This is a genomic window from Streptosporangium album (assembly GCF_014203795.1).
Taxonomy (GTDB): Bacteria; Actinomycetota; Actinomycetes; order Streptosporangiales; family Streptosporangiaceae; genus Streptosporangium; species Streptosporangium album.
On record NZ_JACHJU010000002.1, the window covers coordinates 666,247 to 688,749 of the forward strand.

A 22,503-nucleotide genomic window follows, 5' to 3' on the forward strand; every position below is an offset into this window, starting at 1 on the left:
TCACGTGGAGGACAGGCGGTCGGCGACCAGCGAGGCGCAGCGGTCCTCCAGCAGGATGGTGTAGTGGTTGCAGTCGTCGACCAGTTCGTCCTCCAGCGCGGGCAACCGCTCGGTCCAGGTGGCGGCCAGCTCTGCGGGGATCATGCCGACCGGCTGGTCGAGCAGCCCACGCGGGGCCCGCAGCAGCGACAGCGGCGACTTCACCGCGTGCAGCGCGGTCCCGATGGCCTCGCTCTCGGTCAGCAGCCATCGGCCGTCCTCGCGGACCGCGTCCTCGTGCGCCCGCGAGCGCACCGCGCCCTCCGGACCGGTCGCGTCGTAGCGGACGTACTCCTCCACCAGGTCGTTCCAGTTGCCGGCGAAGGCGGGGTGCGCCTTGAAGAAGTCGACATAGGCGTCGGTGCTCGGGAAGGTCTGGCTGAGCCGGGCGATGGCCGGGCCGAGCGTGGCCGACAGGACCACATCGGGGTCCAGGCCGGGCGGCAGCGGCAGCGGCAGGCCACCGTCGATCAGCACGACCCTGGCGTAGTCGTGGTCGGCCGCGGCCAGGGCGGCGACGTAGGCGCCCATCGAGTGACCGGTCAGCACGATGTCGGACTCCGCGCCCAGGGACCGGGCGACCAGGCCGACGTCCTCGGCGTGCCGCCGCAGGCCGTACGGGCCGGGAAGCCCGGCGCTGTGGCCGCGGCCCCGCAGGTCCATCGCGACCAGAGACCACTCGGCGGGCAGTCGCCGTGCGACCCCGCTCCAGGCCATGAGCGAGGCGGTGATGCCGTGTACGGCCACCACCAGACGCGGCCCGGTGCCGAACCGGGCGACACGCAGCCGGCCGCCGGGGACGTCGACATCGCCGAAAACAGGGTTCAAGGGGTTCTCCTCAGGCTCGGCAGGAGCTGGCACGAACGGGGAGCATCTACTCCCACAGCTCATAATTACCGCATGAGAGTTACCGTTGTTGAGCATGAAGCCGCCGCCGGCCTCGGGTTCTTCGCCGGCTGGCTGGACGCCGCCGGGATCGAGTGCGAGATCGTCCGTCCCTATCTGGGAGAGGCGGTGCCGGAGCGCGCCGAGGACGGGCTGATCGTGCTCGGCGGCGAGGCGGCGGCGTGGGAGGACGCGCAGTATCCCTGGCTGCCCGCCACCCGTGACCTCATCCGGAGCTCGGTCGAGGGCGGTGTGCCGACCCTGGGGATCTGCCTGGGCGCCCAGCTCATGACGCTCGCCTGCGGAGGCGCCGTCGAACGGGGCGAGCACGGACTGGAGGTGGGCGCGACGGCGATCGTCCCGCTGCCGGACGCCGACGCCGACCCGCTGTTCACCGGACTCGGTCCCGCCCCCGCCGTCCAGTACCACGGGGACGCGATGACCCGGCTTCCCGAGGGCGCGGTCCGGCTGGCCACCGGGGACCTCTATCCCAACCAGGCATACAGGCTGGGCGAGAGGGCGTGGGCCGTGCAGTTCCACCCCGAGGCCACCCCGGAGATCTTCACGGAGTGGACCAGCGGCTCGGCCGACCACCTGACCGCCCAGGGCTACTCGGTCGAGGAGCTCGGGACACAGGTGAAGGAGGCCGAGCAGCGGCTCATCGACACCTGGCGGCCACTCGCCGAGCGTTTCGCCGTGGCCGTCCAATCCGCGTGACGACGCGATTACGTTGCGAATCCACTGGCGACGCTGCACACTTTCAGGATTAGGGTGTGCGGCGGCGCCCTCGGTCGCCTGGAGTGCGGACCGGCCCCAGGAGAGCGGGCGCAGACGGAGGAGCCGCGACGCCCGCGTCGCCGGTCGGCCCGGAGGCGGGCGCGCTCCTCCGGTCCGTCGGGGTAGGGATGTCGGGGTAGGGATTGGGAAAGGCCACCCGTGCTTGCGATGGAGGACGAGGGAGGGTCGGTGAACGCCGCATCCCGGATGCAGACGACCGCCGGGCGACTGGCCATGATCGGTTTCGCTGACGGGGCCAGGGCCGAGAGGCTGCTCGACGAGCTGGGTCCCGAGGCGGTCGGCGACTTCGACCTGCTGGACTCCCTGGTCGTCGCGGCGGATCCCGACCTGGCGCTCACCTCGCTGAACCGGCTGACCGAACAGGACCCGAGTGTTCTTGGAGCGCTCCGAGCCGATCCCGGCCTGCGGGGCCGCCTCCTCGGAGTCTTCGGTGTCAGCGCCGCCCTCGGGGAGCACGTGGTCAGGCATCCCGAGCACTGGCGTCTCCTCGGCGGCGCGCAGGTCGCGACGCGCCCGACCTCGCAGCAGCTCCGCGCGGACCTGCTGCTCGCGGTCGGCGCCGATCCCGAGGACCCCGAGCCGCGGGCCACGGACGCGAGCACCGCCACCCTGGTCGCGCTCCGGGTCGCCTACCGGGGCCGTCTGCTCCAACTGGCCGCGCGCGACATCACCGGTGCGGCCTCGCCCACCGAGGTCACCGCGGAGCTGTCGGAACTGGCGGGTGCCGCGTTGGAGGCGGGGCTCGCCATCGCGCGGGCCGAGCACCCCGAGTCCGGCTCGGTACGGCTGGCCGTCATCGGCATGGGCAAGTGCGGGGCACGCGAACTCAACTACATCAGCGACGTCGACGTCGTCTTCGTGGCCGAGCCGCGCGAGGACGCCGCGGGAACCGTCGACGAGACCAAGGCCCTCCAGCTCGCCACCCGCCTGGCCCAGGGCATGATGCGCGCCTGCTCGGCCAGCACCCCCGAGGGCTCGCTGTGGGAGGTCGACGCGGCACTGCGTCCCGAGGGCAAGGCCGGCCCGCTGGTCCGCACCCTCGCCAGCCACCAGGCCTACTACCGGCGCTGGGCCAAGACCTGGGAGTTCCAGGCGCTGCTGAAGGCCCGGCCGGTGGCGGGTGACTCCGAGCTCGGCGAGCAGTACGTCTCCGCGATGAACGAGATGGTCTGGCAGGCCGCCACCCGTGACAGGTTCGTCGAGGACGTGCAGGCCATGCGCCGCCGGGTCGAGGAGCACGTCCGCGCCGACGAGGCCGAACGCCAGCTCAAGCTCGGACCGGGCGGCCTGCGCGACATCGAGTTCGCGGTCCAGCTTCTCCAGCTCGTCCACGGCCGCCTGGACCCCCTGCTGCGCCGCCGCGCCACGCTCTCCGCACTCGCCGCCCTGTCACGGGGCGGCTACGTCGCCAGGGAGGACGCCAAGGCCCTCGCCGAGGCGTACACGTTCCTGCGCCAGGTCGAGCACCTGATCCAGCTGCACCGGCTCCGCCGTACACACGTGGTGCCGGAGGATGTGACCGACCTGCGACGGCTCGGCCGGGGTCTGGGCATGACCAGTGACCCGGTGGGCGAGTTCACCACCCGATGGAGGCGGCACGCGATGGAGGTCAGGCGCCTGCACGAGAAGCTTTTCTACCGGCCGCTGCTGCAGGCGGTGGCCCGCCTGCCGGAGTCCGAGGCCCGGCTGTCGGCCACCGCCGCGCAGGCCCGCCTCGAGGCGCTCGGCTACACCGACCCGGCCGGGGCGCTCCGCCACATCAGCGCGCTGACCAGTGGCGTCTCGCGCCGTGCGGCGATCCAGCGGACGCTGCTGCCCGTCATGCTCGGCTGGTTCGCCGACGCCCCCGACCCCGACGCCGGTCTGCTCGGCTTCCGCCAGATATCCGACAGGCTCGGCGCCACCCCGTGGTATCTGCGGCTGCTGCGCGATGAGACCGCGGTGGCCGCACGGCTCGCCCGGCTGCTCGGCACGAGCCGTTACGTGACGGGGCTGCTGCTGCACGCCCCCGACGCGGTCGCGATGCTCGCCTCGGACGCGGAGCTGGACCCCCGGCCGCCCGAGGCGCTGCTGGCGGAGGCGCGGGCGACGGTGGGCCGCTACCCGGCCCACGCGGAGAACGCGGTGGTCGCGGTGCGCGGGCTGCGGCGCAGGGAACTGCTCCGTACGGCGGTCGCCGACCTCAACGGGCACATCGACATCGAGCAGGTGGGCCTGGCGCTGTCCGCGCTCAACGACACCACGATCCAGGCCGCGCTGGACGCCGCGATCGGCAAGGTCGAGATGGAGCGGAGCGCCCCACTGGGCACCCGGTTCGCGGTGATCGCGATGGGCCGCCTCGGCGGGCTCGAATCCTCCTACGGCAGCGACGCCGACGTCATGTTCGTGCACGCGCCGCTGGAGGGGGTCTCGGAGCGGAAGTCGACCGACGCGGCCTTCGCGGTGGCCAACGAGCTGCGCCGCCTGCTGGCCCTGCCCGCCCCCGACCCGCCGCTGCTCATCGACCCCGACCTGCGTCCGGAGGGCCGTCAGGGCCCGCTGGTCCGCACTCTGGCCTCCTACGCCGCCTACTACGAGCGCTGGTCGGCGTCGTGGGAGTCCCAGGCGCTGTTGCGCGCCCGGTTCTCGGCCGGGGACCCCTCGCTCGGCGCCGACCTCCTCGCGCTGGCCGACCCGCTGCGATATCCACCCGGCGGCATCTCCGACACGGCCGTGCTGCAGATCAGGAAGCTGAAGGCACGCATGGAGGCCGAGCGGCTGCCCCGGGGGGCCGACCCGGCCCTGCACACCAAGCTCGGCCCCGGGGGGCTGTCCGACGTGGAGTGGGTGGCCCAGCTCATCCAGCTCCGCCACGCCGGGCGCCTGCCGTCGCTGCGGACCACCCGCACCCTGGAGACGCTCCGCGCGGCCGTCGCCGAGGGCCTGCTGCCGGCCGACGACGAGGCCGAGCTGGCCCAGGCGTGGCGGTTCGCCTCGCGCATCCGCGACGCCATCGTCCTGGTCCGGGGCCGCGCCGCCGACTCGATCCCGGCGGACCTGCGCGATCGCGCGCTCATCTCCCGCGCGCTGGGATACCCGCCCGACAGCAGCGAGGACCTCGTGGAGGACTACCGCCGTATCACCCGCCGTGCCCGCCGGGTCATGGAGCGCGTCTTCTACGAGGACTGATGCTTCCCCGCGGTTAACGTCAAGATCACCCCCGTTCGGTTCCACCCCTAAAGATCTTTTCTAGCCCGTCGAAAACGGGTGACGTTCGAGGAAAGGATCTCTATGCGCACGTCTGTGAAGGCTCTCGCCGCGGCCGGGGCGATGGCCGCCGGACTCATGACGGTCCAGCCCATGTCGGCGACGGCCGCGGTCGACCCCGCCGGTGTGTGCGGGTCGGGCTATCGGAAGGTATTGCGCTTGCCGGGGCAGGCGTGTATCAACGTTGCGGGTGATCCGCTTTGATATCCGTTTACATTGATCTGGCCATCGGGCTGGTTCTGGCCTTCCTGCTCCTGTCGCTCCTGGTGAGCGGGATCAACGAGGCCTTCGTCCGGCTGTTCGGGATCCGCAGCAAGTTTCTGTGGGCCTACATCCGCGACACCATGGACGGCGGTCCGCAGGAGGGGCAGTCGTGGATTCCGGCGAAGATCTCCGACGTCTTCGCCAAGCTGCCCTTCTCCAGAGACGACCCCCGTCCCCGGCACGACCCGGACCCCGCCCTGCCGGTGGTCGAACCCGTGCCGGTCGACCCCACCGCCGTGCTCGCCACCGAGGCGCCCGCCCCGCCGGTCGACATGACCGGGCGGCTGTACGGACGGCTCCAGGAGATCGACCATCCCAAGGGCACCCGGACCAGCATCGCGAACATCCCGCCCGAACGGTTCTCCGGAGCGATGCTGGAGCTGGTCTCCGCCGAGGAGGGCGGAGTCGACGGCCTGCTCGCCAAGCTGGAGGCCATCGGCAGCCCGCTGGCCGGGCATCTGCGCGGGGTCTGGGAAGGCGCACAGCGGGACCTGGGGAAATTCCGGAAGGGAGTGGAGGGCTGGTTCGACGGCGAGATGCAGCGGCTGTCCACGCTGTACCGCCGCTACGTCAAATGGGTGATCTTCGCCCTCGGCCTGGTGCTCACGCTGCTGTTCAGCATGGACGCGCTGGAGTACGGCAAGACCCTGCTGCGTGACAACGCCTACCGTGCCGGGGTCGCGGCCATCGCAGGCGGCAGCGAGGACGGTCTGAGCGCGCTGCGGGACAAGTGCGCGGTGGACGGCGCCGCCGAGCCCTACGCCTGCGTGACCGAGTCCTTCAGCTCCCCGGCCCTGGTCAAGATCTTCGACCATGCCATTGTGAGCGTGACGATCCCCCCTGACGGCTCGGCGGACCCGTCCTTCAACTGGAACGGCGCCGCCTGGTGGGAGCGCCTGACCTCCCCGGGCCACTGGCCCGGCTACCTGGTCAGCGTGGTCGCCCTGCTGTTCGGGGCCTCCTTCTGGTGGGACATCCTGCGCCGGCTGACCGGCATCCGGAGCAACCGCGCCTGACCTCCCGGGCCGGTCCCGCCCGCCTGTGCGCTAACGCAGCTCCGCCAGCACCAGCTCGACCTGGGGGAGGGGGGCCGGCCCGAACGGGCGGAGCACCACCGTGTCGGCTCCCGCCTCCCACAGCGCCCTGACCTGGTCGGCGGCGGCCTCGGGGGAGCCCACCGCCATCACGACCTCGTCCGGGTCGATGTGCAGGAACTCCGCCGAACCCGCCGCCAGGCGCGCGCCCACCGTGGCGTCGTCGCCGATGTAGAAGTTGGTGAAGACCACCAGCTCGTGCCCGTCTCCGCCGGTCAGCTTCCGCGCGTCCTCGATCTGGGCGGGACCGACCCCCTCGGGCAGGATCGTGCCCTGCGCCACCCGACCGGACAGCTCCAGCGAGCGGGGCCGTACGACCCCCGCCAGAACCGGCGGCGCGGCCGCGGGCGGATGCACCAGGCTCACCCCGTCGATCCGTACGGCCCGGCCCTGGAGGGTGACCGTCTCGCCGCGCAGCAGCGCGCGCACGGCCACGATGGTCTCCTCCAGCAACGCCAGCGGCGAGGGGGCCAGCGCGCCCACCTGGCGCATCCAGTCCTGGACGCCGTGGCCGATGCCGGCCGCCAGGCGGTGCGGATGCACACGGGCCAGATTGCCGAGCTCCATGGCCAGCAGGGCCGGGTTGCGCAGCGGGGCCGGAGTGATCCCGATCCCCACGCGGAGCCGTTCGGTGACGGCGAGCGCGGTGGCCGCCGACGAGATCGAGCCGGTCCAGCCCAGGTCCTCCACCACCCAGACGTCGTCCACCTCGGCCGCGTCCAGCTCGCGGCAGAAGGGGATGAGCGACTCCGGGGGGAGGTCGCGGTCGAACATCACGCCCAGGCGCATGTCTCTCCTACAGGTAGCGGAAGTAGCCGGCGAAACCCTTGACGGCCGTCAGGCGGTCGATCCGGATCTCGGTGCCGGTTCTCAGTGCATTGATCATTCTGCCCTGGCCGACGTAGATGCCCACATGGTGGGTCTTCACCTTGCGTCCGCCGACCTTGCCGTAGAACACCAGGTCGCCCGGCCGTGCCTCCGCGGCGGATATCCGAGTGAGCCGCCTGACGTGCTGATCGGTGTTGCCCGGCCCCAGGACGTCGCGGCCGTAGGCCAGGCGGTAGACCCACCTGGCCAGTCCGGAGCAGTCGAGGCCGAGGGTCCTGGTGGCGGGGCAGTGGTACCGAGCCGCTGACGGCCACGAGCATTCCGGCGAGCCGAAGATGACCATCCGGCCGAGGCGCGGGAGTGTCGCCGCTCTGATGGGCGCGTGCCTGCTGTGGACTGGGTTACCGTCACTCCCCACCGCTTCCGCCTGGCGGCGGGGGAGTCAACGCCGGTGTCCGCCCGGATCAGCGTGCCGTCCGATCCGGAGCCGGGCGATCATCAGCTCGCCCTGGTCCTCCTGATGATGCTCCTACGCAGGCGCCGTCTGGCCCGGAGGAACGCCGCCGTCCGCGTCCCGAGTGAGGTCGAGGAGGGGAGTGACGTCACGCAGCCGCTGTGAGCGATGCCCCGGCCCCTTCCGGGAGGTCGGTGCATCGCTCGCTGCCGTCGCTCACGCCGACGCGCTCTGCCGGTGTTCTTGGCTCATCTCCCGGCCGAAGCCGCGGCCCGCGCCGCCGAGGTGCCCAGGCCGGTCGGCAGGAACGAGAACCCGGTCGGTGCCGAGGGCCGACTGCGCCGGAGCTCGGCCTCGGTGTACCGCACGCACCTGCGGTGCCACTCCAGGATCCCCGACATCCACTCCTTGAGGTCGTCGGCGTGCCGGGTGAGGATCTCGCGGACCGGTCCGTCGAGGGCGAAGTCGTCGAACAGCGCCGGCAGGTCGTTGGCGACGATGTGCTCGAACTGCTCCATCCGCGCCGTCATCAGGTCGGCCACGATGTCCCGGGCCTTCCAGCGGTCCACGTCCAGGAAGTTCTCCACGACCAGGACGAGGTTGTGGACCTCGCCCTCGAACTCGATCTCCTTCTGGTAAGAGAACAGGTCGTTGGTGAAACAGGCGTAGTCCTGCGCCGCGGTGTCCAGCTCGCGCATCACCCGCGTCTGGTAGAGCTCCGGAGGGACCACGTCCGAATGCGCGAGCCGGGCCAGGCTCATCGTCATGTCCGACCCGAACGTCCTGCGGCGCATCTCGACGTAGTCGACCGGGTCGGGGACACGGTTCTGGGTCTGGTTGGCCAGCTCCCACAGCCAGCTGGAGGTCATCTCCTCGACCGCCGTGCGGAACTGCCGTCGGGCGGACAGGGTCATCGGCCCCGCGGTCCGCCGCCACAGGTCCGCAAGGCCCCGCTCGACGGCGTTCGTCGGCTCCGGGACGGCCGCCTCGGTCTCCAGCGGCATGAACGCCGACAGCCGTTCGTTGCAGAGCTTCGCCGCCACCAGGTCGCGGGGGGCCCCGAACACCACGGGGAAGTAGTCGTCACCGTAGGTCCCCCAGGCCAGCCAGTCGGAGGACAGGTTGAGCTGTTCGGAGCTCGCGTCGGCGTGGATCATCGCGGCGCAGTGGGCGAAGTCGAAGCCGATGAAGCGTCGTTCGTCCCAGATCCCGCCGGCCTCCACCCCGGGCACCGAGTCGAACATGCCCATCTGCCGCGCCCAGCCGACCGCATAGCGTCGCGCGGCCTCCAGATGCGGGCTGGTACGGATCGGGTAGGGCATGTAGAGCTCCGGCAGCGACAGGTGCCCCACCGGCTGGAACGGCACGTGCGACTGCTGCTGGACCCTCCGCCGCAGCCCCAGCTTCGCGGGGGAGAACGCCAGCCGGGCGGCTGAGGTGCCCAGGCCCGTCGGGCCCCCCAGCACACCGCCGGGATCTGCGACGGCTCCCTCGTTCATGTAGCGGCTGGAGCGCGCATGCCACTCGTGGCCGCCGGACTGCCAGTCCTGCAGCCCCTTGACGTAGGCGGCCACCCCGGCCTGCTCGTGTGCGGGCACGGTGTGCTCGACCAGCAGGGACGGGACCTCGGTCAGCGCCGTGTTCTCGAACTGCTGCAGCCGGGAGGTCAGCAGGTGGTTGACGAGCTCGGCGGCCTCCTGCGTCGGACAGCCGAAGAACCTCTCGAAGACCAGCACCGCGTTGGAGTTCTCTCCCTCCTCCCGGACCTCGCGCTGGTAGGAGAACAGGTCGTTGCGCAGGTGAACGGCGTCGGAGAAGGTGTCGGACAGGACGCGCATCGGCCTCATCCCGGCGAGGCCGTCGGGGATCTCCGCGCCCACGGCGTACTCGACGAGGTTCGCCGACCACGGCGCCCCGCCGACCCTGCGCCGCATCTGGACGTATTCGATCGGATTGGCGATCCGGCCGCGGTCGATGTTGTCCAGCTCCCACATCGACTCGACCATCAGGTTGTGCGTGCTGGTGATGAAACGCTGCCGCCACCCGTACGACATCGACGGGACCGTGCGCTCCCACAGGTCCTTCAACCCCGCCTCGGCCGGATTGGCCGGCTCCGGAGGCGTCTCTCCCTCCGAGGTCATGAACAGCTCGAGACGGTCGAGGTGGGCCTTGGCCCCGGGAAGGTCGCGGGAGTATTTGAACTGCTCGAGGAAATGGTCGTCGAAGAAGAACACCCAGACGTACCAGTCGGTGATCAGGTCCAGGGTGGGGCCGTCGCAGTCGGGATGGGTGTAGGCGCACATCAGCGCGTAGTCCATCTTGTCCAGCGCCGCCTCGTCCCAGACGACGCCGCCTCCCGGCTTGGGCGAGTCGAGCATGCCCATCTGCCGGGCCCAGCCCGCGCTGTGCTCGCGGGAGCGTTCCAGATGGGGGTTGATCCTGGCCGGATACGGCATGTAGAAGTCGGGCAGTGTGAAAGCCTGCATGAGCGTGCCTACTCTCTTGAGCCGCCTAGCGCACTTCACTTAAGGTAATTAAATCACCACGCAGCGTACTGCGTTGTGGCATCCCGCCGAGCGATATCCTCAAATGTCTGTCCGCCGCCGGGGTGCGACCGTGGGCGGGGCGCGGGCCTCCGAGGGCCTCCGAGGGCCGTTCGCCGCGGGGACGCGCGCCGTGCCGGAGAGAAGCGCCGGCCGGGCCGGTCGTGGCCGCGTCGCCCCCCGGCTGCCGCCCCTCCCGCCGGTATGGCGGGGTGCCGGTAGGTTGCATTCCATGAACATTGCCATTACCGGTGGATTTGTCGTACCCGTCGACGGTGAGCCGATCGACGGCGGAACCGTGCTGATCCAGGACGGCAAGATCGTGGCGGTCGCTGCCGACGCCGAGGTCACCGTGCCCGCGGGCGTCACGACGGTCGACGCGGGCGGCGCATGGGTGCTGCCCGGCTTCGTCGAGGCGCACGGCCATCTTGGCGTCCACGAGGAGGCCGAGGGCTGGGCCGGCCAGGACACCAACGAGATGACCGACCCCAACGGCGCCCGGCTGCGCGCCCTCGACGCGATCAACCCGGCCGACCTGGGCTTCGCCGACGCCCTGTCCGGTGGCGTCACCACCGCCGTCATCAAGCCCGGCTCGGGCAACCCCATCGGCGGGCAGACGGTCGCGGTCAAGTGCTGGGGCCGTACGGTCGACGACATGCTGGTCCGCGAGCCGGTGAGCGTGAAGAGCGCGCTGGGCGAGAACCCCAAGCGTGTCTACGGCGACCAGAAGAAGCTGCCCTCCACCCGGCAGGGCGTGGCCGCGGTGATCCGCGACGCGTTCACCAGGGCGCAGGACTACAAGGCCAAGCGGGAGCACGCCGCGGCCGAGGGCAAGCCGTTCGACCGCGACGGCACGCTGGAGGTCCTCGTCCGGGTGCTCGACGGCGAGCTGCCCTGGTGCCAGCACACGCACCGGGCCGACGACATCGCCACCGCCCTCAGGTTGGCCGACGAGTTCGGCTACCGTCTGGTGATCAACCACGGCACCGAGGGGCACCTGATCGCCGACGCGCTCGCGGAGCGGAACATCCCGGTGATCATCGGCCCGCTCCTCACCAGCAGGTCGAAGGTGGAGCTGCGCCAGCGGTCGCTGCGCAACCCCGGCATCCTGGCCCGCGCCGGCGTGGAGCTGGCGATCACCACCGACCACCCGGTCGTGCCGATCCACTTCCTGGTGCATCAGGCGACGCTCGCGGTCAAGGAGGGGCTGGACCCCACGGCCGCGCTGCGCTCGATCACGCTGAACCCGGCCAGGATCATGGGATTGGACGACCGGGTCGGGGCGCTGAAGCCGGGGCTGGACGGCGATGTCGTCATCTGGTCGGGCGACCCCCTCGACATCATGAGCCGCGCGCTCCGGGTGTTCGTCGAGGGACGCGAGGTCTACAGCTTCTCGGTGGACAAGGGTGAGGGCGAGGTCGCCGACCCCTATTACCGCGAGGCCTGATCCTGTCCCCACCGTCTACGCGCACGGCCTGATGGCGAGCCGGGCCTCGGCCTTCCTGGCCGGTTGAGCGCATGCGAAAGGCCGCCGGGCGTGCCCTCGACGGAGGGACGCCCGGCGGCCTTTCGCATGCGGCCTGAATGTCCTGTGCGCGCCCCGGCGGGTCAGCCGCCGGCCGCTTTCACCGGTCAGACGTCGTAGATCTGATCCCTCCTGATAGCTGACCTGCGGCGACTGCCCAGCTCATGCGCTGAGCTGGGCTTTTGGTGTTCGTCGCTTCTCATCGTTTCGCAGCGTTCATCACGCCCATGTGCCCCGGATGTGCCTTGACCTCTTCGATGCGAACCTCGGTGGAGCATGCCGGGCCTGCTCGCCGAATGCCATCCAGTGCCGTGAGGTCGGAACGTAGACGTTCCCGGACACGACTGCCAGCTACGTGGGGTCGCTTCCATGAGGCGATCTCCGGCGGACCAGACGACCGCCCCTAGTTCACCAAGGTCCTGGCCGCCGCCGGAGGTGGCGGCACCTTGATCAACGGCTGGCCCGCCCCGGAGAGCGTGACACCAGCGCTGGAGTGGTGCCTGCGCACCATGCGGGCCCAGGAGCGCCGATAGTGACCGAGATGGGTGTGGTCTTGCAGGTGGCCGCGACGTCGTCGGCTCCCGCCCTCGTGCTCTGCCCTTGGCGCGAGACGGATGTTGCCGCGCTGGTGGCGGCGTGGCGGGATCCGGCCTTGCGTCGCTGGTCGAACGCTCCGGTGTACGACGACGCCGAGGCCATGCGGTGGCTGCGGGCCCAGCAAGCGGGCTGGGCGGCAGGCCAGAGGTACGGTTTCGCCGTCGATGCGGCCGACGGTCACCTGGTGGGCAACGTGGTCCTCAAAGACGTCGCATCCGGCAACGCGTCCGCCGAGGTGGGCTACTGGACGGCGGCGTACGCGCGCGGGATGGGTGTGGCTCCACGCGCTCTGGACGTGCTCACCGCATGGGCCTTCGCCACCTTCGGGGTCCATGGCCTGAACCGCCTGGAGCTCCTCCACCAAGTCGACAACCTGGCCTCGTGCCGCGTGGCGGGCAAGAGCCGGTAGGAGCTGGAGAGAATCCTGCCGGCCGCGCCGCCCGCATACCCCGGGTTCGACAGATCATCGGGCTTTCGGGGACATTATGGATCTGTACGTGCAGGTCACAGGTCGCACGGCTAGCGGAAACAACGAAATCGCCTAGTGACACGCTTTCGCTCTAAGACGGCTATTTACGCGGGGATATAGCGGTATCGTCTAGTGGCATGTACGTGAAGACTGCGACCCGGCGGACCAAGGATGGCCAGGAGATCCGCTACCTCCAACTGGCCCACAACGAGTGGGACGCCGACGCGCAGCGGTCCCGGACCAAGGTGCTGCACTCCTTCGGCCGCGCCGACCAGTTGGACCGGGCCGCGATCGAGCGGCTGGTCGTGTCGCTAGGCCGACTGCTCGATCCGGACCGTGCCGCAGTGTTGAGCGCCCCGGCGGGACTGGAATTCCTGGAGGCACGCCCGCTGGGCGGCACCCACATGCTCGACGGGCTGTGGCGACGGCTGGGCATCGACGCCACGATGAAGCGGCTGCTGGCCGGGCGGCGGATGGACGCCCGAGCCGAGCGGACGCTGTTCGCGCTGGTCGCCAACCGGGCGCTCGCGCCGTCGTCCAAGCCGGCCGCGACCGAGTGGATCAACTCCGACGTGCACATCGACGGCCTGACCGTCATCGACGAGCAGGCCTGCCACCGGGCAATGGACTGGCTGGCCGAGATCGAACCCGTCCTGGCCAAGGACGTGTACTTCCAGGTCACCGACCTGCTGAACCTCGAAGTCGACTTGATCTTCTTCGATACGACCAGCACGTATTTCGAGACCGATCAGGCCGATGAGCCCGTCGCTCGCGACGAGCGAGGCCGCCTCCTCGACCAGCCCGCCGGCCCGTCCGCCACCGGCGACGACAACCCAGACGGCGCCGGGGAGAAGGTGAAGCTGCGCGGGTTCCGCTCCTACGGCAAGAGCAAGGACTCACGGCCTGATCTCCCGCAGGTCGTGGTCGGCATGGCGGTGACCCGCGACGGCATTCCGGTGCGGGTCTGGTCCTGGCCGGGCGCTACCGGCGATTCGGCCCTCATCCGCCAGGTCCGCGACGACCTGCGCGAATGGACGCTGTCCAAGGTCATCTACGTGGCCGATCGAGGCTTCTCCTCCGCCACGAACCGCAAGGCTCTGATGCAAGGGGGCACCGGCTACATCATCGGCGAGAAGCTCCGCTCGGGCACCGCCGAGGCCAAGACGGCCCTGTCCCGGCAGGGCCGCTATGCCACCGTCGCCGACAACCTGCAGGTCAAAGAGGTGAAGATCGGATCGGCTGACCGCTTCATCATCTGCTATAACCCCGATCAGGCCGTCCGTGATGCCGCCGTCCGTGAGCAACTCATCTCCCAGCTGACCGAGATGATCGACGGCACCGACACCCTCAGCCGCACCAAACGAGCCGAGCTCGCCGGAGTCATCTCCACCAAGCCAGGCCTGCACCGTTTCCTACGCCAGACGCCCGGTGGACTACTCCGCGTCGACCGCGCGAAGATCGAACGCGAGACGAACCTGGACGGCAAGTACCTGCTGCGCTGCAGCGACCCCAGCCTGAGCCCCGAGGATGTCGCGCTTGGATACAAGCAACTCCTGCAGGTGGAACGAGGCTGGCGCGACATGAAATCGATCATCGACCTGCGGCCCGTCTACCACCGCCGCGAAGACCGCATCCGCGCCCATGTCCTGCTCTGCTGGCTCGCCCTGCTGCTGATCCGCGTCGCCGAGAACGCCACCGGCCAGACCTGGACCACGCTGCGCGCCGAACTGCAGCGCCTGCACGTCATCGCCTACACCGGCCCCTCGGGCGCCTTCCGCCAGTCCACCGAGCTCACCAAGCCCCAGCGCGACCTGTTCATCGCCCTCGACGTCCCCGCGCCCAAGAAAATCCTCGATCTGGCCGTCGCCGACTGACCGCCGGCCCGAGTCCCGCCTCGCGACCACCTGCACGCCTAGTGACACGCCCTTCCGGCGCGTCCTAGGCGTTTCCGCTGTTCAGGCAGGCATTGATGCCCCTAGTAGAACAATCATCTGTCGAACCCGGGCATACCCCCGCCAGGGTCATGTACACGTACGGCGACTGGGCACCGGAGGTCGCGTTGATTGAGGCGATGATTCTCGTTCTGGAGGCCGGTGTCGTCCCAGGCGTGGATGCCTCGCCGGCGGGCGCGGTGGGCGGCCCATCCACGGTGGCGAGCTCGGCAGAGCGCGCCCTAAGTGCCTATCCAGAGTTCTGCGCGTAACAGAGCGTGAGACCGCCGGGATAGGCAGGCATTGACAAGGGCATCGCCGGGACAGAGCTCCGATCCGCGTTCCGGACAATATGACGCAGATCTACTTTCCCGGGTTGTCGGCGTGGGGCCGGAGGCCGGGCTGTTCCGTGATCTACGGGCTCAGTAGTGGCGCGAGTGGATCCTCTCAGCTCGCGAGGCCACGAACGGGCGCCATCCCCCTGTACCGCGCACTGGGTGAGAGCTTACGCTGCACACCATGTTTCCTCCAGTGAAGATCATCTCCGGTGGGTTGGAGATTCGTGAGTTCGGGCCGCAGGATGCTGTACCTGTGGCGGCATTCGTGGCGGCCGGGGATCGAACGGCACTGCCGCCGGGCTCCCCTGAGGCGGTCGCTGACGTGGACGGATGGCTGACCAAAGTGCACCAGCGGCGATTGGACGGCGAGGGCGTCCTCCTGGCGATAGTGGAGCAGACCACCGGCAAGATCGTCGGCAGTATCGGGTTGCGGGACACCGACTGGGAGGCTGGTCGCACCGAGATCGGTTACGGAATGCACACCAGTCAGCGAGGTCGAGGCTATGCGACCGAGGCAGCGCGCGCGGTTGGACGGTGGGCGCTTACCGACGGCGGGATGCGGCGGGTTCAGTTGCACTCCCGCGTCGACAACGTCGCTTCCCTGCGGGTGGCCGAAAAGGCCGGATACCAGCGGGAGGGCACACTGCGGATGGCCGAGCAGGAAGGGTGCGAGGCTCATGACCTGGCCGTCTTCTCGATGATCGCCACGGGGGCAACCGCCGACAACCGCCCCAAGGCTGAACAAGCCGACAGAAGGTCATCACTGTAGCGATCATGTGATGGGTGCGGCGGGACAACCGCCGCATACGTCAGGTACCTGGGACTGCGTCAGGCATGACGGGACGCAAGACCTGGCCCTCGGCTGGTTACAAGCGGAATTTCTGGAATGCCGCTTAGCCGGTGACCCCTGGTTGGGCCGATTCGGCCAGGATTGCCACCAGTTTGAGGCCTTCGTCGACGAAGAATCGTCCTGCCTGTTCTCCTTTGGCTCGCGCTTCCAGGAGGACCAGCCGGGAGGAGCCGTCGCGTTGGGGTACGACGCGGATCTGCCGTACCTCGCTGGAGCCGATCTCCTGCAACTCGGGGTGGATCACGGTCGGTGACCAGTGAACTTTCCAGGCGCGGTCAAAATCGATGATCTCCAGGTGTCCGTCATAGGTATAGGGGACAGGGCCGTCGAGGGTGACGGAGAACGTGGCGTAGTAGGTGGCGGATTCCCCGAAATTCCGGTGGGCCTTGGGGTGGACGCCGATCCTCTGGATGATGATCTTCTTGGCCTGGGAGCCCTTGGTGAAGGCGTCATAGATGCCGTCGAAGTCTCGGGGCGGTTCCAGCACCTGGGCTTTCATGGCGGGCAGGTCGCCGCGTTGCCAGGCCATCAGGAACGCAGTCGCCGTCTGCTGGGGCGAGCCTTTGGTGCGCACCGACAGGTAGACGGCAGTGCTTAGACCGAGGGTGGCAGCCAGGGCTACGGCGATGGTGATCCCTGTCCGTCGCCAGCGGGGAGGAAATGCGGACATATCGGGCAACCCTATCGGCTGGACCACAACACGTGATCCACAGGGGATTGCGACCGCAAGGCTGCCAGGCCCGAGGGCCGGAAGCCGCGCGGCCGGCTATTAAGCACCCCTTTAGGAGAGCGGTGGCCGTACAACAGTCCTATACGGCATGAGCTGCGCGAACATCCCACGCAGCCCACACTCCTTGTAAGATCATCCCGCACATGTCCCGCACTCTGGCTCGGAAGCGACGTGGGGCATGACGGCCTGCTTGCAAACGGGAGCCAGTCACAACGTCGAGTCGTTTTCCTCCTGGTCAAGCGGCTGATGCTGCCTGGCAGTGGGTGCTCGTGTCCGTCAGTGTTGCTGTACTTCTCTGCTGTACAACACTGAGCGCACGAAAGGACACCGGCATCGGATCCATAGCAAGATCAGCATTGTTTAGGGCTGTCCACCGACGTCCCTTGGCTGACCGTGCCCCCCGCATATCCATCGCGGTTCGTGGTGATCTGGCGCCGTGGTTAGCGCTGGCGTTGGCGCCATCGCTGCCGCGGAGGGTGTGCGCCCAGTCGAACGGCGAAAGGGAACGGGTTGGGCCCGACACCATTGAGTCGATGGCCGAACCAACTGCCCGGACTCCTCGTCTTACCAAGTAGTTCCGGATCCCGGGCCGCGTCCAGGGAGGTGGTGTTTGAGAAGGCCACCCGTAATCGGTGACTATTAGGAAGCAATCGCCTCAATAGTCACTTTAGCATCGTTTGTCTTATTTTTAGAATCGGGTGAATCGGTGTTCTTGCGACACTCGGCGAGGACCTCCAGCCCCATATAGCGGCGCTGTTCGGTCCACTCGTCGTTCTGCTCGGCCAGTACCGCGCCGACGAGCCGGACGATCGAGTCGCGGTTGGGGAAGATACCGACGACGTCGGTCCGCCTCCTGATCTCCTTGTTCAGGCGCTCCTGAGGGTTGTTGCTCCACGTCTGACGCCAGACGGCTTTGGGGAAGGCGGCGAAGGCCAAGATGTCCTCGCGGGCCTCGTCCAGATGCTCGGCCGCCTTCGGGTACTTGGCCTCCAGTACCTGCACGACATGACGATGCTGGGCATAGACCGACTCGGCGTCAGGCTGCTCGAAGATGGTGCGCAGCATGGTGGCCACCCATGGCTGGGCCGACTTCGGAACGCGCGTGATCAAGTTTCGCGCGTAGTGGGTTCGACACCTCTGCCAGGATGCGCCCGGCAAAGTGGAGGCGATCGCGTCGCGCAGCCCGGCGTGGCAGTCGGAGGTCACCATCAGCACGCCGGACAGGCCGCGGGCGACCAGGCCGCGCAGGAACGCCGGCCAACCCGCGCCGTCCTCGCTGGAGACGACGTCCAGGCCGAGGATCTCGCGCAGGCCGTCGGCGTTGACACCGGTGGCGACCAGGGCGTGCACGGTCACCGTCCGGCCGCCTTCGCGGACCTTCTGCGTGAGGGCATCGATCCAGACGAAGGTGTACGGGCCGGCGTCCAGCGGCCGGGACCGGAACTGCTCCACCATGCCGTCGAGTTCGGCGGCCATCGCCGAGACCTGCGACTTCGACAACGAGGTGATGCCCATCGCCTCGGCCAGCTTCTCCACCCGCCGCGTCGACACCCCGAGCAGGTAGGAAGTCGCCACCACCGAGGTGAGCGCCCGCTCGGCCCGGCGTCGCTTGTCCAGCAGGAAGTCCGGGAAGTAGGAGCCCTGTCGTAGCCGGGGCACGGCCAGTTCGATGCTCCCGGCCCGGGTGTCCCACGGCCGCGTACGGTAGCCGTTGCGGGTGTTGACCCGCTCGCTGCTGATCTCGCCGTAGCCGGCGCCGCACAGCTGCTCGACCTCGGCATCCATCATCCGCTGCGCGAACTCCCGGATCATCGTGCGCAGCAGGTCCGGACTCGCCGCGGCCAGGGTGTCTTCCAAGTACTCCCCGGCAGCGGGCACAATGTCATTGACGGCCACTTCGTCCCCTTCGTGTTGGTATGAGCGAATCGAAGGATTACGGAGTGGCCGTCTCTTGTCACATGGATCTCACCCGTGCCAACGCCAGGCCTAGATCACCCGCACACCATCTCCCTGGACGTGAACGGATCCCGGGGGATTATCATCGAAGATGACGGAGCGGCGGAAGGCGGCACAGCATTGATGGAATCCCGACCAGAGCCCACTTCAGTCGCACTCCGTCTATTGCACCGGGCTTGGCGGCCTTCGGCAAATTCCGACCGGCCGCCGCCCATCTGGAACTGGCCCCCGCTGCAGCGAAGATTTTTCCCGGAAAGGCCTTCTCTCTTCCCCAACAGGCTCATCCTGACGAGCCCCGCATTTTCCGGACACCGGAGTAAATGAATCATATCATGCCGCCGTGCTATTCGTCAGCCATTCATCGAGCACTTCGATGGGAGGTCTGTATCCCAACGCGGAGTGCAGCCTCCTGGAGTTGTAGAAGCCCTCGATGTACCGAATGACGGCACGACGCGCTTCCGCGCGGGTGGCGAACGACCGATGGTGCACCAGCTCGGTCTTCAGCTTTCCAAAGAATGATTCAGCCATCGCGTTGTCGAAACATATCCCGGTTCTCCCCACCGACCTCCGAATCCCGCGCCTTTCGAGTACCTGCCCGAACTCAGCCGAGGTGTACTGGCTTCCCCTATCAGAATGGAATATCGCATCCACCGGAAGAGGAATGCGCTGCGCGGCCATCTCGATCGCCGCGCACACCAAACTCGCCGGATAGCGCACATCGATCGACCACCCGATAACCGACTTGGAGAAACAATCGACGACCGTGGCCAAGAACAGCGGCCCCTCGCCGGTGTCGATCTGCGTGATATCGCCGACCATTTTGGCGCCGGGCGCCGACGCGGTGAAGTCCCGCCCGACCAGGTCAGCGATCGGACCGGCCTGCGCGTCGGCCACGGTGAGCCCCCGACGCCGCTTGACCTGCACCGGAAGCAGCCCCATCTGCCGCATGAGCCGGCGTACCAGCTCGTCGTCGACCACCTGGCCCGAGCGCAGCAGCTCGGCGTGCACCCGCCGATAGCCGTAGGTACGGCCCGATTCGTCGAAGATTTCCTGAATTCTTTCCGCGAGCTCGTGTCGGCGTTGTTCGGTGACCGACGGCGGGCGATCCTTCCAATCGTAGTATCCCGAGGTCGACACATGGAGAAGACGGCACATCATGGCCACGGGAAAGTCGGCCTCCTCCGCACGGACGAGCGTGTACCGCTCGCTTACCGCTGCTCTTTCGCGAAGAAGGCGGCACATTTTTTTAGGAAGGCGTTTTCTTGTTCGAGCTCGGCGATCCGGCGTTCCATCTCACGGATCCGCGCTCGCTCCGCGGCGTCCCGCGCCTGCTCGGTGTTCCCCGACCGGCGACGCTTTTCCTTGCTCACCCAGTTCCGTACGGTCTCCCGTGAAACCCCGAAATCCTTCGCGGCCTGTCCGATCGTCACCTGATCGTCCAAGACAGCTTTGACGACTTCGTCCTTAAACTCCTGGGCGTAGTTCTTTCCTGCCACGTACCCGTTCCTTCCAGATCAGTCAGCACCCTACTGGGCACCGTGTCCGGAAGACTGGGGGCTCCTCATCCCTCTGTTGCTCCTGCTGCTGGCTTTCGTGGCCGCGCGGTGGCTCTTCTATCTGCTGGCGCTGTACTACTTCTTCCGCAGCGCCCGCCTCCTCGTCTGGCGCCTTTTCGGCGGCGATGCCCCTCCGGATGTGCACGACCCGATGGTGACGCGCATCAAGAGACTGCGGACGTGGACGGCGCCCACGGTGTCGCTCGTGCTTCTCGCATCGTTCGCCACCCCAGAAGACGTCATCCTCGAGAAGATCTCTGAACCATTTCTGACACTTATCGTCGCGCCCTGGCTGCTCGTCGCCACCGCGACGGTCGTCATCGGGATACTCATCCGCTGCGCGCCGCCCGAAGAGCGCCCGGTTATGCGGACCGCCCTGCGAAGCCCGCTGCGCAAACTCGGCTATTACGCCGGCACATTGCTCCTCGCCTACGCTCTCCTTCTCAGCCTCATGTTGGGGCTGCCTGACGACGAGGTGAATTTGAACAACGCCAGCTGGCCAGTCAAGGCGGCCGTGGCGGCGGTCGTTTGGTTTGCGCTCATATTCCTGTTCGCCTCCGGCAGGGTCGTACGGACCGGCTTCGGCCTGGGCACCGTCCACCCCGCGCTCCCGGCCTTGCTGACCGGCGTCCTGGTCTGGGAGTGCTTCGCCCTCAATGGAATGCCTGGAGGACCGCCGATGATCGCGTGCCTGCTGTTCCTCGGCGGCCCGATCATGGTGAGCGCCATCGTGTGGTGGGAGCTTCACCGACTGCGCGTCTGTCACGGGCTTACCTTGCGGGGAGGTTGGCCGGCCCGCAGCGTCACGAATCAGTTCGAATGCGGCCAAGTGAGGGGTGGAGATGCCGACCTCGTCCGGCAGAGTGCGCGGCAGTCGGAGCCAGACGCCCCCATGTACCACTCTGCGGAGCAGCGTGATGTTCGGGACGGCTGAGCACGATAGCTTAGATTCAAACGATCAACGCAACGCTGCTAGTGGATGGGTGGATCGTGGCTCGGATGGGTCGGCCGGGAATGTCGGACGCGATGAAAGTAGACTTGTGGCGGCAGTGGCGCGCCGGTGACTCCATCAGCATGATCTCCCGGACACTGGGCAAGCCCCCGGGGTCGGTTTTCACGGTGCTGAAGCACCATGGCGGCATCGCGCCGGCCGAGCGGGTGCGCCGGGCCGACCGTTTGAGCGCCGAGGACCGGGAATCGATCTCTCGCGGCCTCGAGGCTGGAGCCTCACTACGTTCGATCGCCGTGTCGATCGGCCGCCCGGCGTCCACGGTGGGCCGGGAGGTCGCCCGCAACGGCGGCCGAGTCAAGTACCGTGCGGTCGCCGCCGAGCAACGCGCTCAAGAGCAGGCACGTCGCCCAAAACCGTCCGCCCTGGAGGACAACCCGGTGCTGTGCCAGCTGGTGATCGAACTGCTCGACAACGAGTGGTCCCCGGAGCAGATCGTGGGACATCTGCGGCTGATGCACGCTGGCAACCCGCATATGCGGATCAGCCACGAAAGCATCTACCGCGCGATCTACACGACCCAGTGGAAAGTGATCCCGCGTGAGCTGTGCGCCAAGCTGCGCACGCGCCGTCCCATCCGCAAAAACAAGAAGAACACGGTCAAGGGCCAGTGGCGTTCCCAGATCACCGGGGCCCGGCCGATCGAGGAACGGCCTGACGCAGCCAACGCCCGAACCGAGCTCGGCCACCTCGAAGGCGATCTCATCGTCGGAGCCAAGAACAGCCAGGTCGCGACGCTGGTCGACCGCAAGTCCCGCTACCTGACCATGGTCGCGCTACCCAGCCGTCACACTACGACGGTCATCCCCGCCCTGCAGCAGGCGTTCTCACTGATGGAAACTCGCCTGCTCAGCACTCTGACCTGGGACCGCGGTATGGAACTCGCCGGCCACCGGCTGCTGACCGAAGCGACCGGCGTCGACGTCTTCTTCGCAGCACCGCGCAGCCCATGGCAGCGGGGCACAAACGAGAACACGAACAAACTGATCCGGCAATACCTACCGAAAGGCATCGATCTGAGCCTGTACAGCCAAGCCGACCTCGACGCCCTGGCCGCCCGACTGAACAACCGCCCCCGCAAGTGCCTCGGCTACCGAACCCCGGCCCAATGCGTTGCCTTGACTCTTTGAATCTAAGCTATGCGTTCGACCTGATCAGTTCCTCACACGCGCCGAGGAGTCGCGCCGTGTGTGGGGAGTACCGACCGAATGCCGCCTCATGCGATGGCATCCTGATCATGTGAGTACGCGACGACGCGCTTTGAAGGCACACGGGGCTCGGCTGGCTCTGGACAACCAAGCTCTGGAGATTGCCGCGTTGGCGGAACGTGAGTGGCCGCGAACCGGAACTACCTGGAGGCAGCGCAGCCTCAAAACCGCACTCGCAGCGCA

General features: G+C 68.2%; 18 protein-coding genes. 10 read left to right on the forward strand and 8 right to left on the reverse strand.

Annotated features, from left to right (window positions below; translation table 11 throughout):
- A complete protein-coding gene (locus tag FHR32_RS26815) occupies positions 1–867 on the reverse strand; it encodes an alpha/beta hydrolase (protein WP_184757314.1) in 867 nt (288 codons plus the stop codon).
- A 72-nt stretch (positions 868–939) separates the two neighbouring features.
- Between FHR32_RS26815 and FHR32_RS26820 the strand changes: the two genes are divergently transcribed.
- From FHR32_RS26820 to FHR32_RS26830, 3 genes are all read left to right on the forward strand, one after another.
- Positions 940–1,641, forward strand: a complete 702-nt coding sequence (locus tag FHR32_RS26820; RefSeq protein ID WP_184757315.1) for a type 1 glutamine amidotransferase — start codon at positions 940–942, stop codon at positions 1,639–1,641.
- 228 nt (positions 1,642–1,869) lie between these two features.
- A complete protein-coding gene (locus tag FHR32_RS26825; RefSeq protein ID WP_184757846.1) occupies positions 1,870–4,890 on the forward strand; it encodes a bifunctional [glutamine synthetase] adenylyltransferase/[glutamine synthetase]-adenylyl-L-tyrosine phosphorylase in 3,021 nt (1,006 codons plus the stop codon).
- A gap of 278 nt (positions 4,891–5,168) precedes the next feature.
- The gene (locus FHR32_RS26830; RefSeq protein ID WP_184757316.1) at positions 5,169–6,248 is read left to right on the forward strand and encodes a hypothetical protein; all 1,080 of its coding nucleotides are present in this window, start codon (positions 5,169–5,171) and stop codon (positions 6,246–6,248) included.
- A gap of 30 nt (positions 6,249–6,278) precedes the next feature.
- Here FHR32_RS26830 and FHR32_RS26835 read toward each other — a convergent pair whose 3' ends face one another.
- On the reverse strand, positions 6,279–7,115 hold the full coding sequence (locus FHR32_RS26835; RefSeq protein WP_184757317.1) for an LLM class flavin-dependent oxidoreductase: 837 nt from the start codon (positions 7,113–7,115) through the stop codon (positions 6,279–6,281).
- A 7-nt stretch (positions 7,116–7,122) separates the two neighbouring features.
- Entirely contained in the window at positions 7,123–7,497 is a 375-nt protein-coding gene (locus FHR32_RS26840; RefSeq protein ID WP_246467441.1) for a C40 family peptidase, read from the reverse strand.
- Positions 7,498–7,536: 39 nt separating this feature from the next.
- Here FHR32_RS26840 and FHR32_RS26845 point away from each other — a divergent pair, with 39 nt between their 5' ends.
- The gene (locus FHR32_RS26845) at positions 7,537–7,773 is read left to right on the forward strand and encodes a hypothetical protein (protein WP_184757318.1); all 237 of its coding nucleotides are present in this window, start codon (positions 7,537–7,539) and stop codon (positions 7,771–7,773) included.
- An 83-nt stretch (positions 7,774–7,856) separates the two neighbouring features.
- Here the strand turns inward: FHR32_RS26845 and FHR32_RS26850 are convergent, their stop codons facing one another.
- On the reverse strand, positions 7,857–10,094 hold the full coding sequence (locus FHR32_RS26850) for a family 2 encapsulin nanocompartment cargo protein terpene cyclase (RefSeq protein ID WP_184757319.1): 2,238 nt from the start codon (positions 10,092–10,094) through the stop codon (positions 7,857–7,859).
- A 289-nt stretch (positions 10,095–10,383) separates the two neighbouring features.
- On the opposite strand from FHR32_RS26850, the gene FHR32_RS26855 reads away from it, so the two are divergent.
- From FHR32_RS26855 to FHR32_RS26870, 4 genes are all read left to right on the forward strand, one after another.
- Positions 10,384–11,598 carry an amidohydrolase gene (locus tag FHR32_RS26855; RefSeq protein ID WP_184757320.1) on the forward strand — a complete coding sequence of 405 codons (1,215 nt, stop codon included), beginning with the start codon at positions 10,384–10,386 and terminating at the stop codon, positions 11,596–11,598.
- 619 nt (positions 11,599–12,217) lie between these two features.
- Positions 12,218–12,682: a GNAT family N-acetyltransferase gene (locus FHR32_RS26860; protein WP_184757847.1), complete on the forward strand. Its 465-nt coding sequence runs from the start codon at positions 12,218–12,220 to the stop codon at positions 12,680–12,682.
- Between the two features lie 197 nt (positions 12,683–12,879).
- Positions 12,880–14,616 (forward strand): IS1634 family transposase, encoded by a 1,737-nt coding sequence (locus tag FHR32_RS26865; protein ID WP_184757321.1) that lies wholly within the window; start codon positions 12,880–12,882, stop codon positions 14,614–14,616.
- A gap of 576 nt (positions 14,617–15,192) precedes the next feature.
- Positions 15,193–15,780, forward strand: coding sequence for a GNAT family N-acetyltransferase (locus tag FHR32_RS26870; protein WP_184757322.1), 588 nt, complete (start codon positions 15,193–15,195; stop codon positions 15,778–15,780).
- A 124-nt stretch (positions 15,781–15,904) separates the two neighbouring features.
- Here the strand turns inward: FHR32_RS26870 and FHR32_RS26875 are convergent, their stop codons facing one another.
- The 4 genes from FHR32_RS26875 to FHR32_RS26890 form a co-directional block, all read right to left on the reverse strand.
- Positions 15,905–16,531, reverse strand: a complete 627-nt coding sequence (locus FHR32_RS26875) for an NTF2-like N-terminal transpeptidase domain-containing protein (RefSeq protein WP_184757323.1) — start codon at positions 16,529–16,531, stop codon at positions 15,905–15,907.
- A 699-nt stretch (positions 16,532–17,230) separates the two neighbouring features.
- The gene (locus FHR32_RS26880) at positions 17,231–18,487 is read right to left on the reverse strand and encodes an IS256 family transposase (protein WP_184752199.1); all 1,257 of its coding nucleotides are present in this window, start codon (positions 18,485–18,487) and stop codon (positions 17,231–17,233) included.
- A gap of 390 nt (positions 18,488–18,877) precedes the next feature.
- Positions 18,878–19,789: an IS3 family transposase gene (locus tag FHR32_RS26885; RefSeq protein ID WP_184757324.1), complete on the reverse strand. Its 912-nt coding sequence runs from the start codon at positions 19,787–19,789 to the stop codon at positions 18,878–18,880.
- Positions 19,756–20,043, reverse strand: coding sequence for a transposase (locus FHR32_RS26890; RefSeq protein WP_184757325.1), 288 nt, complete (start codon positions 20,041–20,043; stop codon positions 19,756–19,758). The genes FHR32_RS26885 and FHR32_RS26890 overlap by 34 nt, the downstream gene beginning before the upstream one ends.
- Positions 20,044–20,119: 76 nt before the next feature.
- On the opposite strand from FHR32_RS26890, the gene FHR32_RS26895 reads away from it, so the two are divergent.
- A complete protein-coding gene (locus FHR32_RS26895) occupies positions 20,120–21,037 on the forward strand; it encodes a hypothetical protein (RefSeq protein ID WP_184757326.1) in 918 nt (305 codons plus the stop codon).
- Positions 21,038–21,093: 56 nt separating this feature from the next.
- A complete protein-coding gene (locus FHR32_RS26900) occupies positions 21,094–22,242 on the forward strand; it encodes an IS30 family transposase (protein ID WP_184757327.1) in 1,149 nt (382 codons plus the stop codon).
- Positions 22,243–22,503 lie beyond the last annotated feature (261 nt).